19 protein-coding genes and 1 tRNA gene are annotated in these 20,390 nt (G+C 40.3%); 12 read left to right on the forward strand and 8 right to left on the reverse strand.

All coding sequences use genetic code 11. The annotated features are described in order from the left end of the window. The first annotated feature begins 9 nt into the window (after positions 1–9). On the forward strand, positions 10–1,617 hold the full coding sequence (locus ACJVC5_RS03435) for a hypothetical protein (RefSeq protein ID WP_408097991.1): 1,608 nt from the start codon (positions 10–12) through the stop codon (positions 1,615–1,617). Here the strand turns inward: ACJVC5_RS03435 and ACJVC5_RS03440 are convergent. Together ACJVC5_RS03440 and ACJVC5_RS03445 are read right to left on the reverse strand one after the other, a co-directional pair. Beyond that, complete coding sequence (locus ACJVC5_RS03440; RefSeq protein WP_408097992.1) at positions 1,614–2,429, reverse strand: hypothetical protein; 816 nt, start codon at positions 2,427–2,429, stop codon at positions 1,614–1,616. The genes ACJVC5_RS03435 and ACJVC5_RS03440 overlap by 4 nt on opposite strands. Next, positions 2,426–3,574, reverse strand: a complete 1,149-nt coding sequence (locus tag ACJVC5_RS03445; RefSeq protein WP_408097993.1) for a hypothetical protein — start codon at positions 3,572–3,574, stop codon at positions 2,426–2,428. Before ACJVC5_RS03445 ends, ACJVC5_RS03440 begins: the two co-directional genes overlap by 4 nt. 100 nt (positions 3,575–3,674) lie before the next feature. Here ACJVC5_RS03445 and ACJVC5_RS03450 point away from each other — a divergent pair, with 100 nt between their 5' ends. Genes ACJVC5_RS03450 through ACJVC5_RS03460 form a run of 3 tightly spaced genes read left to right on the forward strand, consistent with a single transcriptional unit; the run spans position 3,675 to position 8,522 of the window. Further along, on the forward strand, positions 3,675–5,870 hold the full coding sequence (locus ACJVC5_RS03450; RefSeq protein WP_408097994.1) for a hypothetical protein: 2,196 nt from the start codon (positions 3,675–3,677) through the stop codon (positions 5,868–5,870). Then, positions 5,867–6,937, forward strand: a complete 1,071-nt coding sequence (locus tag ACJVC5_RS03455) for a pseudouridine synthase (protein ID WP_408097995.1) — start codon at positions 5,867–5,869, stop codon at positions 6,935–6,937. The genes ACJVC5_RS03450 and ACJVC5_RS03455 overlap by 4 nt, the downstream gene beginning before the upstream one ends. Positions 6,938–6,974: 37 nt before the next feature. Then, positions 6,975–8,522 (forward strand): SDR family NAD(P)-dependent oxidoreductase, encoded by a 1,548-nt coding sequence (locus ACJVC5_RS03460; RefSeq protein ID WP_408097996.1) that lies wholly within the window; start codon positions 6,975–6,977, stop codon positions 8,520–8,522. On the opposite strand, the gene ACJVC5_RS03465 is transcribed toward ACJVC5_RS03460, so the two are convergent. From ACJVC5_RS03465 to ACJVC5_RS03480, 4 genes are read right to left on the reverse strand one after another with little or no spacing between them, the layout of a single operon-like run. Continuing rightward, complete coding sequence (locus tag ACJVC5_RS03465; RefSeq protein ID WP_408097997.1) at positions 8,509–9,606, reverse strand: hypothetical protein; 1,098 nt, start codon at positions 9,604–9,606, stop codon at positions 8,509–8,511. The genes ACJVC5_RS03460 and ACJVC5_RS03465 overlap by 14 nt on opposite strands. Positions 9,607–9,665: 59 nt before the next feature. After that, the gene (locus ACJVC5_RS03470; protein ID WP_408097998.1) at positions 9,666–10,301 is read right to left on the reverse strand and encodes a TIGR02117 family protein; all 636 of its coding nucleotides are present in this window, start codon (positions 10,299–10,301) and stop codon (positions 9,666–9,668) included. Further along, the gene (locus ACJVC5_RS03475) at positions 10,295–11,011 is read right to left on the reverse strand and encodes an HAD family hydrolase (RefSeq protein WP_408097999.1); all 717 of its coding nucleotides are present in this window, start codon (positions 11,009–11,011) and stop codon (positions 10,295–10,297) included. Before ACJVC5_RS03475 ends, ACJVC5_RS03470 begins: the two co-directional genes overlap by 7 nt. Position 11,012: 1 nt before the next feature. Then, positions 11,013–11,615: a hypothetical protein gene (locus tag ACJVC5_RS03480; protein ID WP_408098000.1), complete on the reverse strand. Its 603-nt coding sequence runs from the start codon at positions 11,613–11,615 to the stop codon at positions 11,013–11,015. Positions 11,616–11,731: 116 nt separating this feature from the next. Here ACJVC5_RS03480 and ACJVC5_RS03485 point away from each other — a divergent pair. The 4 genes from ACJVC5_RS03485 (at position 11,732) to ACJVC5_RS03500 (ending at position 13,322) form a co-directional block, all read left to right on the forward strand. Continuing rightward, positions 11,732–11,807 (forward strand) — tRNA-His (locus tag ACJVC5_RS03485). A 339-nt stretch (positions 11,808–12,146) separates the two neighbouring features. Further along, complete coding sequence (locus ACJVC5_RS03490) at positions 12,147–12,233, forward strand: hypothetical protein (protein WP_408099221.1); 87 nt, start codon at positions 12,147–12,149, stop codon at positions 12,231–12,233. Beyond that, positions 12,203–12,373: a hypothetical protein gene (locus ACJVC5_RS03495; protein ID WP_408099266.1), complete on the forward strand. Its 171-nt coding sequence runs from the start codon at positions 12,203–12,205 to the stop codon at positions 12,371–12,373. Before ACJVC5_RS03490 ends, ACJVC5_RS03495 begins: the two co-directional genes overlap by 31 nt. Before the next feature lie 100 nt (positions 12,374–12,473). Next, the gene (locus tag ACJVC5_RS03500; protein WP_408098001.1) at positions 12,474–13,322 is read left to right on the forward strand and encodes a hypothetical protein; all 849 of its coding nucleotides are present in this window, start codon (positions 12,474–12,476) and stop codon (positions 13,320–13,322) included. Between the two features lies 1 nt (position 13,323). On the opposite strand, the gene ACJVC5_RS03505 is transcribed toward ACJVC5_RS03500, so the two are convergent. After that, complete coding sequence (locus ACJVC5_RS03505; RefSeq protein WP_408098002.1) at positions 13,324–16,890, reverse strand: SIR2 family protein; 3,567 nt, start codon at positions 16,888–16,890, stop codon at positions 13,324–13,326. 159 nt (positions 16,891–17,049) lie between these two features. Here ACJVC5_RS03505 and ACJVC5_RS03510 point away from each other — a divergent pair, with 159 nt between their 5' ends. From ACJVC5_RS03510 to ACJVC5_RS03525, 4 genes are all read left to right on the forward strand, one after another. Beyond that, positions 17,050–17,451, forward strand: a complete 402-nt coding sequence (locus ACJVC5_RS03510) for a hypothetical protein (protein ID WP_408098003.1) — start codon at positions 17,050–17,052, stop codon at positions 17,449–17,451. Between the two features lie 423 nt (positions 17,452–17,874). Continuing rightward, positions 17,875–18,417: a site-specific integrase gene (locus tag ACJVC5_RS03515; RefSeq protein WP_408098004.1), complete on the forward strand. Its 543-nt coding sequence runs from the start codon at positions 17,875–17,877 to the stop codon at positions 18,415–18,417. Next, entirely contained in the window at positions 18,414–18,965 is a 552-nt protein-coding gene (locus ACJVC5_RS03520) for a hypothetical protein (protein ID WP_408098005.1), read from the forward strand. The genes ACJVC5_RS03515 and ACJVC5_RS03520 overlap by 4 nt, the downstream gene beginning before the upstream one ends. 133 nt (positions 18,966–19,098) lie before the next feature. Further along, complete coding sequence (locus ACJVC5_RS03525) at positions 19,099–19,491, forward strand: nuclear transport factor 2 family protein (protein ID WP_408098006.1); 393 nt, start codon at positions 19,099–19,101, stop codon at positions 19,489–19,491. A 43-nt stretch (positions 19,492–19,534) separates the two neighbouring features. Here ACJVC5_RS03525 and ACJVC5_RS03530 read toward each other — a convergent pair whose 3' ends face one another. Next, entirely contained in the window at positions 19,535–20,317 is a 783-nt protein-coding gene (locus ACJVC5_RS03530) for an aminoglycoside 6-adenylyltransferase (protein ID WP_408098007.1), read from the reverse strand. Positions 20,318–20,390 lie beyond the last annotated feature (73 nt).

Here is a 20,390-nt window from a genome sequence, read left to right on the forward strand (position 1 = left end):
TGAAGGTCCATGAAAATTCTTTTATGTGCGCTACTGGTAGTAGCTTCTTGCTCGTTCAAAAAAAGCCAACTTGAAAACCAAAAGATGAAAGGGCATGAAGAGCTCTACTCTTCTCCAGATGAACCCAAGATTCAAAAACTTGGTGAGTTTGAAAAAAGAATTGTAATTGCGGCCACCAATGATGTTCATGGAAACTATCAGGCGCAAACCCTAGAGTTCAAAGACGAGCACAATAAAAATCCCCAAACAACCAAAGTTGGTGGAATAGATGCCATCCAAAGCTATTACAAAATTCTCCGTGATACTTTTGAAAATGTTGTTCTGGTAGATTCCGGAGACATCTTCTCACGTGCTTCAAGTTCAAACACGGTCCGTGACTTTTACTCGACCCTTAAATACGATGCCCTTACCGTTGGTCTTCGTGACTTTAACTTAAAACTTCCTTCGACAATGACCAGTAGTTCAGATCTGTTTAAGAAGTTTGCTAAAGACTCTTCGACTCCGCTTATCTTGAGTAATCTTTATGAACTAAAGACCGCTCGCGTCGTTGAATGGGAAGGAACTAAACCATACCTTTTAAAAGATGTTGGTGGCGTTAAAGTAGGAATCGTTGGTCTTATTCCAGATGATGTTGTGGCCAATACTCCCGTTCACAACCGCGTGGGTCTCTTTGTTGAGAACATGATCCAATCAACACTTCGTCACGCTCGTCTTCTTCGCTCACTTGGCGCTGACGTCATTGTCGTTCTCACTCATCAAGGAATTGACTGTAACAGTGAACTTGCGGCCGAGGCCAAACTTCCTATTACGAAAGTTAACTTTGAGCCACAAAAACAAAACGTATGCAACCTTAAGGGTGTTCTTGGCGAATACCTTGAGCGACTTCCTCCTCAACTTGTTGATGTGGTCGTTGGAGGGAGAAACCATCAGAAGATGGCAAACTTCGTGAATGGAACTTTAGTAATTGCCGGCTTTGAAGATGGTAAAAGCTTTAGCTTCGCTGAGTTTACGGTAAATACTAAAACCAAAAAAGTAATCCCTGAACAAACTGTCGTTCACCAACCAGTAATGTTTTGTCATGAGTTTTTCAAAGAAACCAATGACTGCTTCACTGAAGATACATCGGTCAATCACCTGAAAAGAATCCCGGCCACATTCCTTGGAAAACCTCTTGAATTCTCTTCTACTTCTCCAGTTGAGGAGCCTAAAACTTCGGCCGTTTTCTCTAAGGAAGATGTCGCCAAAGGACTTATTTCTTTTACCGCAGATATCGCCTTTTTTCCTAAGACCTCTGGGCAATCACAACTTTTTATCGTGGCGATCAAAGGATCAGAACTTCTAAAAGTATTAGAGGAAGATTTCAATCGCAATCGCGGTGGCCAATGGCAACCGTCCCCTTATATTGAAAAGGGCAATGAACTGATTCTTTCCGTGGCCGGAATGGAAGTTGAAAAAGACAGAACTTATAAAATTCTGACTGACCTTGAATCGCTCCAAGTTCATAGAACACTTGCTAAAAATATGTCGAACCCGGAATCAATGGCCCTCGTGACTCATTCTTGGGACTCTTTTCATGAAGATTCTGTGAATACTTCGCTCGCAGCACAGACTCGTTAACGGCAGTAAGCGAGTTTTCCTTCGCAGTGAATTTGAAGCCCTTTCGCACAATAAGCGAAGCTAGAATCTACTCGACATTCAAACGGCCCTTCACTTCTTTGCCACTCCATTCCTCGACGACAAGCAGGTTGATTTTTCTGACCACAAGTCTGGCGTCCACAATATTTAGGTCCTTTAGAACAGCCGTTAGGAATTTCATACCAGCCTTCAGGACATTGCGAGCAAATGGAAGGTTTCACTTCTTCACAATCTTCATTGATATCATGACAAAGAGTATTGTCTTTTAAGACGGTAGACTCAAATTTAAAAGGCAGATCTTTTTTAGGTGCAAGATAGATCATGCGCGGCGCTTTTGCGTCCACAGAACTTGCATTCATTTTGGGTGCTGGTTTCACAAATTTATTTTGGATCGCAAGGGCCCATTTTTCTGAGCGATATTCAGGAAAAGCCATTGTGAGCTGAAGAGAATCTACTGAAGTTGAAAACTGTAGTGACTTAATTCCCTGCCAATCCTTATCACCTGGTTCCAAAATATGCTTATCACAAGAATCCAAGGCCGAAACAGTTTTTAGCTTAAGCATTCCCTTTTCAACGCCTGGAACACGATAAAATACACAGTCTTTCATCTGGTTAAGATCAAGATCCGTATAGACCACAGAGAAAAGGGTCTGCCAACTGTCTCGAGGTTTAATAATGGTCTCATTATTTGCATAAAACTCGTGGCGATCCTTAATCTCAGTTAGCTGAGACCAATAATGAGGAGCATCTGCCTGAACCATGCCAGTGAAGAAAAGGATGAAAAATAAAATCATGGCACCACCTCTTCGTAACAACGGAAGGCCACTGGTAAATTTTCAGTTTGCTCACCTTTCCAATGTGAAAGCATTCCTAGCTGATGCCATTCAGAAGAAGGCGCCAGAAAACGAGATGATCGTTTTAAATTCTTTTCGGGATCAATGTCGTTGGCCAAGGACTCTGGATAAAAACCAAGAGCAAAATTAAATCCCATCCAAGTCGAAGAATCTGTGGTGAAGTATCTTTCCGCGCACCCCTGAACCTGAGCAAGCTGGCAATCGAGTGGCGTTAATTGATAATCCGGATTAATCTTCGCCATGCCTAAAAAAGAGCGACTGTAATCACGTTGCCATGGTGTATCGGGTCTGAGGACCTTTTCAGGTTTTGGATTCTTTGTGTCTGAAGGCGACATCGTAGCAGCATCAAATAACTTTGCTTCTAAAAGGCGCTTTCCGAAAAAAGCACAGTAGTTTTTTTGTTCAGACAAATTTAAAAGAGCCGGCCTTGGCCAAAGCTTACGATCTTGCACAATCTTAGAGGCCTCACCTTTTAGAATACGCCACTCATTTACCTGTTGATTTGAAACATAAAATTTATCGAGATAAATCTCACGTCCAAAATTGTCCCAAATAAAACCATCATCGCGACGATCTTCCACTTTTCCATAACCATAAATTCTTTCTGGAAGATAAGTATCGCGACATGAATCAGTCAGAACCATGGGCTGTGTGAAACCCGGAATTTCCAGAACCGCAAGTTCAACGATGTATCCGTAATGGAGATTGAGTCCTGGAGTCTCGCGTTTAAACATTTTGTAGTAACGATTGGTATTTGAATAGGCCGAGATTGGTTCAAAACTCGCTTTCGCCACCACATGAAACGTCTGACCAAATAGCTCGATTTCAATCGCCGGCGTTTTTGTTACCCCATGCTGCCAATAGCATTGCCAAAAATGAGGCTGACACTGGTAATAACTGCGTCCAACGGACTTATCGTGCAGGATTTCGTCGTTACACTGAACTCCGTCTTTCGGGAAATAGCGGTCACCCTCCTCCCAGAGTCGTTGAATTTCAGGTTTGGCAGCAAGAATCACCTGAGTAAAAAGCTTCTCCGGTGAATCTGGACGCTTCTGTAACGCTCGTGCGAGTGGTCGTGGTCGCATGAAGAGCAAAATTATGCCTACAATGCTAAGAGTACCCAAGATGACGATGATCTTTGGTATAATGGACTTATCAGAATCTCTCTTCACAGGATCAGGTTATATGAAATGGATGGAAGAAGTAAATAAAGAAGAAGGTCGCTATCAAAACGTTCTGGCCTTCGATGACTACATGAAACTCTTCGAGAAAAATCCGGAGAAAGAATTGCGTCCAACATGTATCTACTTACGTGACATGTTTGATTATTACGGCACCAATCCTAACGGTAGCTTTAAGTTGTTCTCTCGCGAGCACGCGGATGCGCCACCTGTTCATGGTCAGATCAAAACACAAAAGCGCATTCACCAATATCTTCAGAACTTCATGGAAGAAGGTTTCAACAATAAGTTCATTCTTCTGGTCGGACCCAATGGTTCTTCAAAGTCGAGCTTAATTAAGAAGATCATGCTCTCTGCGGAAGACTATTCACATACCGACGAAGGATCTCTGTTTAGCTTCAGCTGGATCTTTCCAATTGATCAATTCGTTAAAGGTTCACTTGGTCTTTCAGGTGGAACGGCAGACAAAAATGTTAACTCATATGCGTTCTTGGAAGATAAAGACATCAGCGCCATTCTTTCTTCAGAATTAAAAGATCACCCTCTTCTTCTGCTACCACTTAAGACTCGTCAGAAGTTAATTGAGGACGCTTTCAAAAATGATGGGACCCGACTTGAGACCATTCGCAAGTCGTATCTTTATAATGGGGACCTCTCACAAAGAAACCGTTTGATCTTTGATGCCCTTCTTAAAAACTATAAAGGTAGTTACACAGAAGTCTTTAAGCACATCCGTGTTGAACGCCTTTATATCAACCGTCGTTACTCCATTGGGGCAACAACGATTGAGCCGCAACTTCATGTTGATGCTAATCTTCAACAGATCACGATGGACAGACGTTTGGCGTCTCTTCCACCAAGTCTGCAGTCTCTGAACTTATTTTCACTCACTGGTGAAGTGGTTCTCGCCAACCGCGGTATCCTTGAGTTCTCGGACCTCTTAAAACGTCCACTTGATACTTTCAAATACCTATTGATGACGATGGAATCTAAGACCATTAACCTTCACGGTATTCTGACTGAGCTTGATATTTTCTTCATTGGTTCGTCGAACGAAATTCACTTCGCGGCCTTCAAACAGCACCCTGACTTTAATTCATTCAAAGGTCGTTTCAACTTCCTTCGTGTGCCTTATCTCATGAGCTATAAGGAAGAAGAAAAAATTTACCTTGAACAAATTGCAAAACTTAAAGAAGAAGCGACCTTCGAGCCTCATTCTCTTACGGCCCTTTGCCTTTGGTCGGTGATGACTCGTATGCGTGCTCCGGTAGCTAAAAACTTCCATGATGAAAAGATTGGAAGAATTGCTGAGGCCCTTTCTCCTCTTGAGAAGTGTCTTCTTTACGCTGACAAAGAAACTCCAGACGCTTTCGATTCAGAATCTCGACAGATCCTTAAAATGGGTGTGGAAGATGTGATGAATGAATATGACAACGACTCAATGTATGAAGGAAAATTTGGTATCTCTCCGAGAGAAGTGAAGCAGATCATCTATGACCTTGCTTACAACTCAAAGAACGTGACTTTTGTTGAAGTGCTGGATTACCTCAACACTCTGATTGAAAAGAAAGCTGAGTATGACTTCCTCAACATCTCTCACCAAGGTGAGTATCATAATCCAAAGAAGTTCATTGAACTGATCGAAGCGTGGAACCTGGACATCCTGGACACTGAAGTTCGTGAATCTCTAGGCCTGGTTGATGACCGTTCTTATGAAGATTATATCTCGAAGTATATTCTTTCAATTAACGCCGTCATTAAAGGCGAGAAAGTGAAGAACAATGTGACTGGTAAGTTTGAAGCGCCAGATTCCTACTTCATTAAAGAATTTGAGTCGAACGTGCACATGAATGAGATTCCTGAAAAATTCCGCTCAAATCTTATCGCTCGTCTAGGTGCCTATGCCCTGGATAATCGCGGTAAACCAATTGTTTATGCAGAAGTTTTTGAAGACCTGGTTCACCTCCTTCAAGAATCTTATCGTAAGGAGCAGAAGAAGATTATCGACAAAATCGGTCGAAACCTGGTGCTGTACCTTGCTGAAAGAAAAGATGGTGGAAACCACAATGTTGAGAAAGATGTTCGTGAAATGATTACGAATATTATCAATACCCTTCAGAATAAATACCACTATAGTGAAAATGGAGCGATCTCTTCGCTTCAATATTTGCTTAAAATGCGTTATGACACTCAGAGATGAGTGAAATAGAAAAATCCTTTAGTACTGAGAAATACGTCGTTAGCCACCCTGTTCAAATCGAGCAGGATGGCTGGCGTCTTGATCAGTTCGTGATGAAGTGTATGCCTACACTCTCACGCCAGTACTTAAAAAAGAAAATTGAAAAAGGTGAAGTTGAGATTTCGGGAAGAAAGTCTCCGCATAAGCCTTCGGTAAAAGTTCACTACGGTGAGCGGGTAACCATCACGACCCACAATGATGGGATGATTGAGGACGAGTACTGGCATGGTAAACCAGTTCCTCGTGATCAAAAGCCAGGAATTGTTTTTGAAGATGAAGAACTGCTGGTAATCAACAAACCGCCTTTCATGATCACTCATCCGGCCGGAAAGAATCTCTTCTACTGTGCCACAGTCTTTTTTGAGACTATTTACAAGAAAACCATTCACTCGATTCACCGAATTGATCGCGAAACTTCGGGACTGCTTCTCCTTGGAAAAAATCCCAAAGTGTCGCAGCGAGTGGCGCTCTTGTTTGAAGAAGACAAAGTAAGAAAGTGCTACTTTTTTATTGCTCATAAACGTCCCGGGGCAAAGGCTTTTCCATTCACTGCTAAAGAGCGCATGGATCGTGAAGAGAATAAAATCCCGCGAGGGATGATGTCGGTGTGGCCTGAGGATTCTGAGTTTGGAAAGGAATCTGAAACACATTTCGAACTCATTCTTGATAAGGGTGACTTCGTACTTGCGATGGCCTTTCCATTAACCGGACGTCAGCATCAGATTCGTGTGCATGCGGCCTATAATGGTTACCCACTCCTTGGTGAAAAACTTTATAATGGTGACCCAGGTGTTTTCATGCGTTTTAAAGACCATGTAGCGACTCCGGAAGATCACGATCTTTTACAGATTCCACGTCACGCACTTCATGCGACCGCCCTTAAACTTACCTATCCGAAAGACAAGATGACTTACTTCATTGCCCCTCTTCCAGAGGATCTGGCGATATGGCTTGAGGAAAAACTGGAACTCAAACGCTCGCAAGTAGAGGAAATTATTAAGGCGAAGGTCCAAGAATTCCTAGCTTAAAGTTGACCGAAAATGCGCTCAATGTTAGATACGGGTCATGAATGAAAATAATGACCTGATCGCACTTGAATGTAGTCCTGATGAACTTGAGATTTGTCTCAAAGTTATGCGCAGTTTTGCCGCCAAAAGTGAGCAACTAACTCTCCTCACTCATGAGCAACGAGTTGCCATGTTTAAAGCAGCGGGAACTATTTCTCGTCCAGATCGCGAAGAAACAAAAAAGCGTCAGAAGGACGTGAAGAAACTTCGTAAACAAGTTGAAAAAGAGGCCAACCGAAATGCCCGTCGTTTAACTGGTATTCGTTCAGCTCGTGAAGTTCCAGTGTTCGCGGCCCCGGCTCAGATCACATTCTCTGAACGTCTTGAACAAGAAGAAACAAATGAATACGCTACTCCTCACGACTGCTACGTATGTCGTACGAAGTTCACGAAAGTGCATCACTTCTACGATACCATGTGCCCGAGCTGTGCGGACCTTAACTACGCAAAACGTTTTCAAACTGCGGATCTAACAGGACAAGTGGCCCTGATTACAGGTTCTCGTTTAAAGATCGGTTATCATGCCACTCTAATGCTTCTTCGCGCGGGTGCAACAGTAATCGCCACCACTCGTTTCCCAGTGGACTCTGCGCTTCGTTACAGCAAAGAAAGTGATTACCATGTTTGGAAAGATCGCCTTCGTATCTACGGACTAGATCTTCGTCACACTCCAAGTGTAGAGATCTTCTGCCGTTATATTGAACAAAAATATGAGCGCCTGGATATTCTTATCAACAACGCTGCTCAAACCGTTCGTCGTCCAGCGGGCTTCTATGCTCACTTGATGGAGAATGAGACCAAATCACTTGCAGAACTTCCGAAAGAAGCTGCTCACCTTCTGGATGAGTTCCAGACTTGTGTGAACAAGTTGCAGTCGATTGAGTTCGGTGCAGATAAAAACGTACCTGTTGCTTGGAACGACCGCGCTCCAGGAGTTGGTATTCGTGCTTCGGCCAAACTTTCTCAAATCCCTTACAGTATCGACAACTCTTTGGTTGCTGAAGAAGTTTTTCCAGTTGGAAAACTAGATGCCGACCTTCAGCAAGTGGATCTTCGTAAAACCAACAGCTGGAGACAGCGCCTAGGTGAAGTTCACACAGTTGAGATGCTTGAAGTGCAACTAGTAAACGCAGTTGCTCCTTTCGTTCTATGTAATCACCTTGTGGCCCTAATGAGAAAGGACTACACAGGCAAGAAACACATCGTGAACGTTTCAGCAATGGAAGGAAAGTTCCACCGTTTCTACAAAGAAGATCGTCACCCTCACACTAATATGGCGAAGGCCGCGCTCAATATGATGACTCATACTGCGGCGACTGACTTTGCTAAAGACGGAATTTTCATTAATGCCGTTGATACTGGTTGGGTAACAGATGAGGATCCAGCAGAGCTTTCAGAACGTAAAACAAAACTTCATGACTTCCAGCCACCACTAGATATCGTGGATGGAGCTGCTCGAGTGATTGATCCGATTTTCGACGGTATCAACACTGGTAAGCACTGGAGTGGTAAGTTCCTAAAAGATTATTTCCCTATTGATTGGTAATCTCTCGCGGCTTGGCCGCGAGGATTTCCAAGTATTTCTTATCAAGCTCGGCAAGATCTAACTTGTGACCAGCTCGTTTGAGATCAAATAGAACGTCCATGTCATACAGAACGGCATCCCAGAATATCTCTGCGTATTCGGGATCAGCAGCAAAATAATTTCGTAAATCTTCTACATTGAGTGCAAGAAAAGATTGGATTGAAGCAGAGACGTTGTTTTCAATCATTAACTCTTGCCGGGCCTTATAAGCTCCCACAATAAGGCCCTCAATTCTTTCCTCAATCTCAGAGTAAGGTTGTCCAGCAGTACTAACAATGTATTCAGAAGCAAACTTATCTTTCCAAGATCTGGCCGAAGCGATTGATAATGCATTCCCTTTACCGTCATTACTTAATAAAAGTTCTAGAAGGGTGAAAGAATTTGGATTGGCCAAAAGTCCAAAACGAATGGCAACCTTGAATCTAAATGATTTTTTCCAGGGAGAAGCTTCAGTGTATTTCGTAAAGTCATCGAAATACGCAGGATCTTTCAGACCTTCATATTTACTAGAACAAACTTTACATGCAGTTGCTTTAACATCAGGGTTCTCGCCAAAACAGCATTCTTCACAAGCGTAGGCATATTCTTCAGTCATACCATGAACATAACCAATATTATGAAAGAGTTCGTGGAAGGAGACCGCTTTCATAAAAGGTACATCATACCAATCACTTCTCGCTTCTTTAGAATTAAATGCAATAAAAGGATGAATTAGACCATAGGCCGGCGCATTTTGGGCCTCACTGCCAGAGGAAGTGGCTGCCGCAGTAGATTTTTTAAAATAGTCTGTATAATGACAACCTACCACCAGCTTCTTAGATGCAAGAAGTTTGGTAATACTCGTAATATGAATCTTCGTCATCGGCGTATTGAGCTTGTCCAAACAAGCTAAACCCATTTTTATGCCCGCATGAAAATTGTTTTGGAATTCATCCCCAAAATTTTCCTTACATGACGAATGAAATCGCACGCCTTCCTGCTCTACCCAATCTTGGGCAAAAGCAACTGAGTTTAGAATAAAAAGGAGGGCCAAAAATCGGTTCATTGTGAGCGAATTTTAGCACTCGGAATAATTTAGCGGGTAAAGCCTGTAGAAGTTACAGGCTAGTTAGACCAAATAAATTCAAGACCATACTTCGTTGGCGACCAGAGAGGCCTTTTAATGCCGACTGCTCCTAGTCTCTGGGCGGTCCAGACATTACAGGTCTTAAGAATTGAAAAAGATCCAAAGCTCTCATAAAAATTATCAGTGTCACTATAACCTTTATTAGGAATGAGAATAGGTCTTCCATTCTTTAGCTGAAATTGACTCCTGATCTCTTCCACTAATTTTTTATAAGTCGCTTTCGAGATTCTAATTCGTCGGTGGCCTGAATATGAAGTGGGATGAGCATCGAGATAATTCACATGCAAGATTGCCGGATCAGGAATAAAGAGAGCATCAAAACCAAGCTTAAAGGTGAACTTGTCCCAAGTAGGCATTTCAAAATAAAACTGACGATCGCCCCAACCAATTTCAATCCAATCAGCTGGCCTAGATTTAAAATCTAAGGGATTTAGGAAACTCTCCCAATCAAAGACCTCATTACGTACAGGAATCGCAATGTCAGTATGAATAGGATTAGAGAGAAGATAGATCTCCATCTCAGGATTCGGATCTTCTGAGCCAATTGGAAAGAATGTCAGGATAAGAATGAGCGTAAGGGCCGTTATAAGGAAGTAACAAAACTTCCTTAGCACAACTTCTTCACGTAATTTAATACGCCTTTGGGCCCAGCGTTCTCCTCACCTTCCAGAATGATTCTTGGCCTGTGATTTAAGCGGTGAAGGCATTTTTCAATGTTACTCACGCCGACTGAGTTATGAAATAGCTCGAACATGCTTTCGTCATTCGGAGCGTCTCCAAAGAACCAAGCATTTTCTTGAGTCAGATGTGGGCGGTACTTGTGTAAAAAGTGAACCACTCCTAAATACTTCGAGATTTTTCCACACCAGAAATTGATGTGAACGTTTGATTTCGAGAAGTGAATGTTTTCCTGCTTCATGAACGTCATCACGTCTTCAATCCATTGCTCATCCATCAGATGAAACTCAATGGCGCGATCAGTGAGACGACCAAAGCTATCGGCAGAAAGTGGAACATGTGGAAAATGGTGCTTCAACTTCGTTGTAAAGTTACGAAGACGATCAAGCTCCTCTACTGAAATGAGAGGCTCTTCGACGATTTCACCACGCTCATCTTTATAACAAATCACTCCGCCGCCCTCCATAATACAGGCCTTGAGCGGAAAGTGAGTCAGGAAGAAGTGTCCCCAGGAAAGAGAACGACCAGACACAATCACCAGTTCGTGACCATGTTTATGAATATGATCAATGATTTCAAAAAAGTCGCGAGTAAGTCCGCTACCTTCCTGAGTTAAAGTGCCGTCAAAGTCAGAGAAAAAAATCATGTTACTTCCACATCCATGAGACCAAGCAACCGACGTAGTCTGAAGTTGAACCCATGTTTTTATTGCCTTCTACAGAGAGAAGGACGCGTTCATTGTTTGCACCAGGGAAAGGCATGCTTGCCCCAAGAGTCACAGAAGCATAATAAACGAATTCATCTGTTTCTGAATCAAGTTTCATACCAGTCGGAACAGCGAGATAAGGAAAAACTTCCTGACCGCTAATGCTAAAACCTTTGCGTAGAGTTGGCGCACCACCAATGTAGGTCGATGTTGTTTCATCGAACTTTTGATACTGCATATAAGGCTTCAGAGAAAAACGTGGCTGGTGGACATCCTCCGAAAGAATTTCGAAATCCATTCCTCCCCCAAGAGTCAGGCCGCGGGATTCCTGGCCTCCAGAGGCCGATAGGTCCAACAGGCGATCCTTCTCCACTTCCTGGGTATAGCGAATGCCGGCCCCCATTTCATGGCGCTGGTTCATGTAACCCGTCATTTCAGCGCTAAAAACCCGGGCCTCTTCGTTTAGAGGATGGGTGCTGATTCCGACGACGGAAGCTTCAGAGGTAAGAGTGAAAAATAAGGCCAAAAGTAGGTAATTTCTCATACTTTTTATTATCCGAGGGATTGGGAAAATTGCACGAATTAAATCAAATACGCAGTGCAAAATCTCTTGACGAGGATGGGCTCTATCCTATAGATTGTCTGTCTATCTGATCAATGGTGACCGTAGTTCAGTTGGTAGAGCGCCAGATTGTGGTTCTGGTTGTCGTGGGTTCGATCCCCATCGGTCACCCCATTTTTCCACGACACTTTTTCGTAACAAGACCTAACTTTTTAAAACCAAACAAGAAGCTGATTCAAGCAGTTATCAATTATCCACTCTCGAAAGTTTCAGTTCATTCCAGGATATTTCAATAGAATGTCTTCTCGAAGTCTTCCTACTGTCTTCTCAATTCTTCAATACCGATTCCCTTTACTTCCAACCATATTCACCCTCTAGGGAGCAAATAGCTCTCAATAAGGCGCCATTAGCTTCCTAGAGGTTTTTAAATTTATAAGTTGAATAAAGAGCCGCAAATTGGAGTGACTTATGCAAATTGCAAAGATCCTAAAACGGCTTCTCGCTGATCATGATATGAACATTTCTCAACTCTCCAGGGCAACAGGAGTTCCAAGACAGACTTTGGATAATTGGCTTTCTGGACAGATCCTAAAAGCTTAAAGCAAGTCAAAATCGTGTCTAATTACTTCAAAATGACCGTTGATGAGCTTTGTTTTGGGCCGAATGATAAGATCCATTCAATTGATGAATTCTCGGATGAAATCAATGCTGGAATTTTCGAGGAGTTCTTAGAAGAGTGAAGAAGAGGTAATCAGATCTCATTGTTCGAAATTATTTCCTGCACTGCCCAAAATATTAACTCCAGAAATCTCAAGCTCCCATGTTATCATTTTGATTTATATGAGTAGAGCTAGAAGAGACAAGAAGAAAGAAAACAAAAAACTTGGGGATCAGGCTAACAAAGACCCTAGTATTGCCTCACGCATAGGGAAAGCCATCGGGTTCCTTTTCACAATTATTGCAACATTTGGCCTGGTTAATGTTTATGATAAGCATGTCGACCTAGATGTGGAGTTAAATTCAATTGTTCACATCATAGTAGAAGGTGACAAAATTCCAGCTCCTCCAGATCTCGAAACTAGTAATTGGGTTTTAAATCGAATTGATAAAAAATTGAATTTCATTAGATCTAGTCAGAGGCGAGCACATCTGAATTCGTTCTCACTTCATTATCCTCGGTTCAATAATATTGATAGTTTTACATCTCTTGGCGTACTCCGCTCAGCTTCTGGATCTTTCAGACAAATAGAGAAAAATAATCATGAGAACTTTGCAAAACTTGAAGCTATATCAAGCTGGAAAATAGCATTGAAAAAACATAATAGTTCTAATTCACTTGCCAGCATGACCCTATCCACAGCTCCAAACTATATATTAGCTTCTACCCAATTATTTAACGAGACTATTACTTCCTATCTTAAATCAAGTTCAGGGGATATTAGAGGGGTCTATACCAATAATCCACCAACTGAGGTTTCTAAAAATTATCCAGTGCTTGATTTAAAATCATCTCAAGGCCAAAAAGCCGTGCAGCAAATGACTTCATTTGAACCAAAAGGAAGATACTTTATTCCTGCCTACGAAGAATTAAGAAAGATAGAAACTGCAACGGGATCTGAAGTATTCAAAAGTGAAGTTAGAGCTGGGAGCGAATTAGATTCAGAAAGCTCATTACAAAAAGAGCATTAATCTAAATCAAAGTTCTTAAGCTACTTGCCTCGTGACAACCAATCGTTGCCATACAATTTGCTAATTTCATTCGCTGATCTTTATCTAAATCTTTATTGCTCACAAGATGTCGAGCTATCGAATTTAAAAAATGGCAATCTATTTGTCCGTAGCTCATTTGCGATAGAATACTTACTAACATATCAAGAATTTCTTTGGGGTATTTTTCGTGAATCTTGTTTTCTTCTATCTCGTACAAAGCTCTTAAACTTTTTATTTTCGAGAAATCGGTTTGTTTAATAAGCTCTACTGCTTCTGATAATTCATCTCCCAAAAATATGGCCCAAGAAACTAAATCATCTTTCTCTGAGTCATAAAAATTCTTAGGAATTCCTTTCAATCTATCAGACCAATATTTCTTTAACCATTTACTCCAGGCTTTAGATATGATCTCTTCATTCTCCTCTTTATCGGAGAGTACTCGTGCAATTGAAGAACTAAGTTCACCTAAATCTTCCTCTTGGGCTACTGAGACGAATTTAGGTAACCACTCACTTTCTAATGGCTCCATTTCACCTGTTACCGATATGCCAGCAACAAAAACAACAAATTGTTTTCTCATTTTGCCTAATTTCTCCAAGTGTCTAAAAGCTCCTTTGAAAATAATTAGTAAATCGCTAAGCATTGGCTGAGACCACTTTCCCCAACTCAAGAAGCCATCCCAAGCTGGTTTTGCATATTCAGGATTAGTTTCAAAACTAAACAAAGGCATCAAATATTTTTTTACCCAATCAGTGTCGAGGGAGAACATGAAATAAAGCTGGCTACAAAAAAGACATGAGGCCATATAACTTTGCTGCGACTTATGCTGAATTACTTTAACAAAGAAATTTAAATGCTCTGAGTAGTCATATTGCTTATCTTCACTTCGCTTTAAAGAAATAATTTCCATCCAAATAATCGCTAACCTACCACCTTCATTGTTTATGGCCGTACCCAGCCAGTCAGTAATCTCACGATCCAATGGATTATCTTTAATTTCTTCCCATAATTTTCGGGTTAAGAAGAAAAAATCATCTAATTTATTCAGAGGTATTTTGCCTTCTTTGTTATTAAGTCCTTTCTCTATCAGGTCGCCTATGTCCCTGGTGAAATGAGCTAATTCTGAAGTATGGGCCATGATTATTTCGTAAACCTCCGACCACTGAGCGTCAGATAGATGTGCTTCTTGCCACCCTCTAAATATTGATCTCCAAAATTTGGTAGTCCACTCAGAACGCTTTGGAAGTACCTCTGCAAGAGAGAATCCCCACCATGGATTCGTTTTTACGACATCTTGAATTAAATTTATGACACCTTGATCGGTATCTCTGTGAAATACATCTTTATCTTTAAAATTCAAAAGATAATCAAGGTTAGACTCTAAATCCAGTTTTAGTAAATCTTCTGGAGTAAGCTCTGATTTATATTCCATAATTCGAGCATCCGAATGATAAGATTTGAAATCTGCATGATCGCTTATTTCAAAGTTCTCATCTTTTGACTCTAATCTTTCTAATGCCTCTTTTGCAGGAACGAAATCCGGAGAGTGTTTGCAAATCCATTTAAGCAGACTGAGCATTCTATATCTTTCATAGTTAGCAACATGATCAGTTTCAGAAGCCTCTTTAGGACAATTTCTTGCAATTGCATCTAATATTTTATTCTTCGCTTCAATACTTAAAACGGGAAATATTTTTCCGATAAATGTGAACACTTCATGATGACATCCAGAGCTAGTCAAAAAGTTATGTTCAAGTAACCATGAAGCTTTTCTGTCTGCATCCATAAATGAAGTTGAATAAGCCATAAAGAGTGAAACCCTCTTTAAATATTCATATGGGGAAAGTGCAAAATGTTTCAGATAGAAGAATGTCGCATTCTCATCATTGCCAACGATCCATTGACATGACTCTGAGAATAGATCAAAAAGGAATTGTAATCCATCCTCATATGAAGAGTTTTGATGATGAATTTCAATTGCTGCTCTCTTCATTGAAATCAGATCATAATCAAGATGTCCTGGGTCGTAAGTATTAAAGATGTTATAGATGTCCTCTATATAAGCTGAAAATATACTTATTAATCTCGGATAAAAGTAAGCCTGATGGCTTTTAATTCCCTTATTGTTAAACTCTTTAAGCCAATGTGTTTTACCTCTTACTTCGATATCGTAATTAATTTTGTCCCGGGTTTTAAGATCATCTCTTTGAAAATATTTTTCTCTATTCTCAAATTTAACTTTCGGCGACATCAAATGTTTAAAAAGTACAAGGCCCGTTTCTTTATCTTCATCAGATATGAGATGAGGCAGCACCATTGAAAGAAAATCATCATCACTGTCATACTCTTGAGACAAAACAAGATTAAGCAGATCCTTTCGATGCTTTTGATCAATTTCTTTTCTTACGCCAATCAAACTTCTGGCAATTTCATTTGAAAAAACAGGGTTAAGCTTTTGATCATTATTGATCGCCGTAAGGATTACTTCATATGGGAAATTTAAAAGAAATTTATTACTAACCCAAAAAATGAACTTTCTTTCTATGTTGTTAAGAGAACGATTTTCAAAAAGAGGTGCCAACAATGAATTATCCTTGCACCAGTGAAACCATTCTAAGGTGGACGCTCCCTCAAAAAAGAAATCAGCAAAAACTTCATGCTTAAATACAAACTTAAGCAAGTAATCGTTATCTAAGTCACTTATCTGTGGTTTTGATGAAACAATACTTCTAATTCTCTCTGCGTGATCTAATACCTCTTTTTGAGAATGATCAGCCCAGTCTTTTAATCCTTCTGCTAGAGCCGAATGTGTTCCGTTTGAATCTTTTTCATAAATAATTGGTGTTATTTTTAAGGAATTCCATTTTTCTTTATCGTTATCATGCGTAAGGATAAAACGCTTTGTTTGAGAATTTGGTGGTAGACCTCGACTGAGATAATTAAAAACTAAATCATTATGGGAATACCCAATAAACAAAACATCGTATTTAGAAAAAAGCTGTCGTAAAAATCGTCTCGCCCATCCTTCAGTTAAATACCCTCTACCGAAATCTATATCTGTGATGACTAACCTATCTAGTGGCTTGGATAAAGCACCATGCAAATAAACAATGCCAGAAAAATTGTCCCCATTGGGTAAGGCTGGGGCGAAAAATTCTTCAGGATCTTTTCCTATCGTTTTAGAAGCATCAGAAAGAAGGTTATCAAAATTTGTTGTTACAAGTCTGATATCCTGTACAGTTGAAAATAATCTTAATACTGAAGTGTGCAGTAAATTAAACTGAACACCTGGAGGATTCAGAATTTGGGCAGAAATATCTCTAATATTTATTTTCTGCTCTTCAAGCCTGCCTAAAAACTGATCGTAACCTTCATGATCTTTTTTAGATTTTCCGACTCTATCTGCAATCATCCGAGCAAGTTTAGCAAAACTTGGTAAGTCGGAAGGGTTCATTACAGAAATTCCCGCTCCAGCAAAGATCACCAGATTCTTTTTGAATTGGGATTCTAACAATTCTTCAGGAATGTCTAATTCTCCAAACTTCATTATCGACTAACTCCTAATCCATTACTGCTCTAATAATGCTTTCTAAAAAGCAAAATGCTCTCTCAAGGTTTTAGAATTTATAAATTTTCAAAAATATCGAAAATCAGATTGTAGTCGAAAATTTATCAGAATGAACTCAAGAGATCGAAGGACTTGCCTATGAAGAATAGTTTGCTTTTTGTTATTGCAGTTTTGTTATTTGCAACATCGTGCGCAACACCAAATGAAGCTGAGATTTCAGCTTTGAACTATGGAATTCCTCCAAAAAACTACGAGGAAATATACAAAAATGGCCTAAAAAATGCTCTAAAAGACCCAGAATCACTTCAAATTCGTAACGTAAAAGAACCCAAAAAAATGTGGTCTAAGGATCTATATCGGGGCTTGAGCGCCTATTGGATTATCTGTGGTGAGTACAATGCCAAGAATAGTTTTGGTGGTTATGTAGGCTACGACATAGGAGCAGTGTGGTTTAAGAATGGTAATTTCGGTAGGTTAAACCTCATCAAAGGTGAAATGATGGGTCTCACAGCCAAAGCCAAATATCCTTGTAATGACTAATCCTTCCCCCTAGGGGAGGGTAAATCACGTAGCTAGTTTTAAGTAGGAACGATCCAATAGCCCGATTTTTATGAGATATAAAAAAAGATTTGGTTCGCCACAACGCATGGCCCTGAATTAGAACCGCTTGCGCCTGACACGCTTGAAGATTACTTAAGCTCTCTTAAAACCTGGACCTCACCTATCTGGCAGAAGGCAGCGAAAGAAGTTTCGAGATTAGACGTTAAAAACATAATTTCTAAATTAGAAGAAGAAGATAAATCTAAAAGTTTTCAAGCTAAGATGAAACACACAATTAATTGTGTCTACAAATGGGGCATGGAAGAAGGTCTTATTAAAAATGTCACTCAAAGCCCTGCTTACGGTCAATTCTTAACCACAAGGAAATTGTAAAACTGCTGGAGATGGCTCAATTCTATAATCATGAGTGGTACCCAATATGGGCAATTGGCAGTACTGACAGGATGTCGAAATGGAGAGTTGTATGCTTTGACTTGGGACGATGTTGATTTTTCTTCAAACACAATTAGAGTTTCAAAATCTTACAATAAACGAAGAAATGAAACTAAAAGCACGAAAGCGGGTTACTGGAGAAATATACCAATCAATTCAGATCTCAAGACACTTCTGCTCACACTTCAGTCTTCTGGCAACGGTAGGAAAGAAGTCTTACCTCGTCTCAGAGAATGGAGACATGGCTATCAGGCCAAAGTCTTAAGAGGCTTTTGCATGAATTTAGGTATTACTTCAGTGAAGTTTCATGATCTGAGGGCTTGCTTCGCAACACAGCTTCTTCAAAATCAGATTGCCTCAGCTACGGTAATGAAAATATGTGGATGGCAGGATTTAGACACAATGGCCAGATACATACGACTGGCTGGTATCGACGAAACTGGAGCCACGGATAAGCTTAAATTCTTACCAGAAAGACAAGCTATGGAGCATGTGATACCTTTCAAAACATGATGGGATCGTTAGCCGAGTTAATTAAAGATCATACAGTCCTGGCAAATCTTACTGGCTTGTTCGGTGGTATTGCCGGGATTGTTTCTCTTTACTTTAACTACAGAAAAAATCTTCGAGAATCTCCAAAAATCAATATCCATGAAGACCGTAAAGAACCAAGCCACATTAACCTAAAAGACTTTTTTTATGGGTTTGATAAAACTCATTATGTAGCTTCGGTCAATTTTACTGTGCAAAACGCTGGTAGGCTGAATACGACTCTCATTGGAGCAGAGTTAAGGATCAAACGACTTATCGACAAAGATGGATCAAAAATTCGGTACAAGAAACTAGACAAAAAGGGCTTGAGTTTTAGTCTTTCGGAGGCTCTTGATTCAGGGAAGTTTCTCAATCTTCGTCTTAAGTTTGAATTTGATGTTCCAGAGTGTCATGAAGAGATGAACAAAATTGCCAAATTGGATGCTCTCTTAGTCCTACAGTTTGTTGATCACAGTGAAGTAAAATTGAAGTTGTCTGCACCCAACTCCTCTTTACACGAAGTTGACTGATTTTATTGGACTTTGGTTCCAAAACGACGAACACCCCGTTTAAGTCCTAATCTTCGAAAGAAGTGAAAGATACTAAGCCCAGTTTAACCCACTGGGCTTTTTTATTTCTGCTTGTCTTTCATACACTTCTCGTATGACTGAAATCGAAACTCTAAAAGAACTCTACGCAGCCATTAATCGATACGACATTCCGGCAATTCTCAATTTATTTGATCCACAGATCGTGCGAATCGAATTTGAGGGCTCTCCTTCTGGTGGGACTTATCGCGGACTGGGTGAAATAAAAGAACACTTTGCTCAAGCTCGTGGGACTTGGGCCGAAGGAAGTTGCGAGCCGGAAAAATTCGTTATCGCAGGCGATAAGATCATCGTATTCGTGCATGTTAGTGTGAGACTGAAAGATAAAAGGGAATGGATCGACGGACGCGTAGCGGATGTTTTCACTTTCCAAAATGACAAGGTCATTGAAATGCGGTCATTTTTTGAGAATGAAGAAGCTTTGAACTGGGCCCAGGTTCAAAACTAGATTTAAAAAAAGGCCCAGTTTTTCACTGGGCCTTTGGTTCATCTTAAATATGGACCTTACGAATTCGTTCGAGCGTTGAAATAATATTTTGACTTACTCTAAGGCCAAAAAATAATTCGTTCGCAATTTCTACTGAACTTCTGAAGCTTTCAATAAGCTCTCTCTGATTAAGTGATGGACAGATTTTTTCATACTTCTGATACAACGCCTTTGGAATGTCCTTTTCAGCACTCTTCGAAGGACTTTCCCAATGAGTGAATGCAGATGCCTCAACTCTCATTAACCACAAGGTGTATTTTTGAATATATGAAAAACTCATATGAGCATGGGCCCATTCATTCCTTGCAATCAAATGACCTGTATAAACCAATGAGTTCACCAGAGATTGTGATAGCCACACAATTGATTCTCTTGAATTTCTTATCGGTGAAATAATTGAAATAGAATCCAAAATCTCTTTTAACAGGCCGTCTTTATCAACATGGATCATTTTTTCCTTGTTCTCAAAAGAAATTAATCCTTCCCACTGTTTGATAATTGTAATGTCTTTGACATCAAGAAAATGAAATTCAGCTCTGATCAAGTCATCATAAATAGCGACCTTAGTTCCAAACTCATTTTTGAAGAAAAGAATCACTTCACCTATTTGAGCTGCCCAATTTTTTTCATCAATACTGTTTGCATCAGTTAAGAAAAAGTAGAACTCGATGTCAGAGTGTTTATCACCCTCACCTTTGGAAAAAGAGCCATACATAAAAACGGCACGTACGTTCGAATCAAGTGAAGAAAGCTCCTTCACCTGATTAATCATGGTTAACTGTCTCATAAGACCTCAACAATTGTGATTATTAATCAATATTTTAATTTTTTTGATTAATTAGTTACCGCACACATTCTTG

Source organism: Peredibacter sp. HCB2-198, from assembly GCF_045999315.1.
Lineage (GTDB): Bacteria > Bdellovibrionota > Bacteriovoracia > Bacteriovoracales > Bacteriovoracaceae > Peredibacter.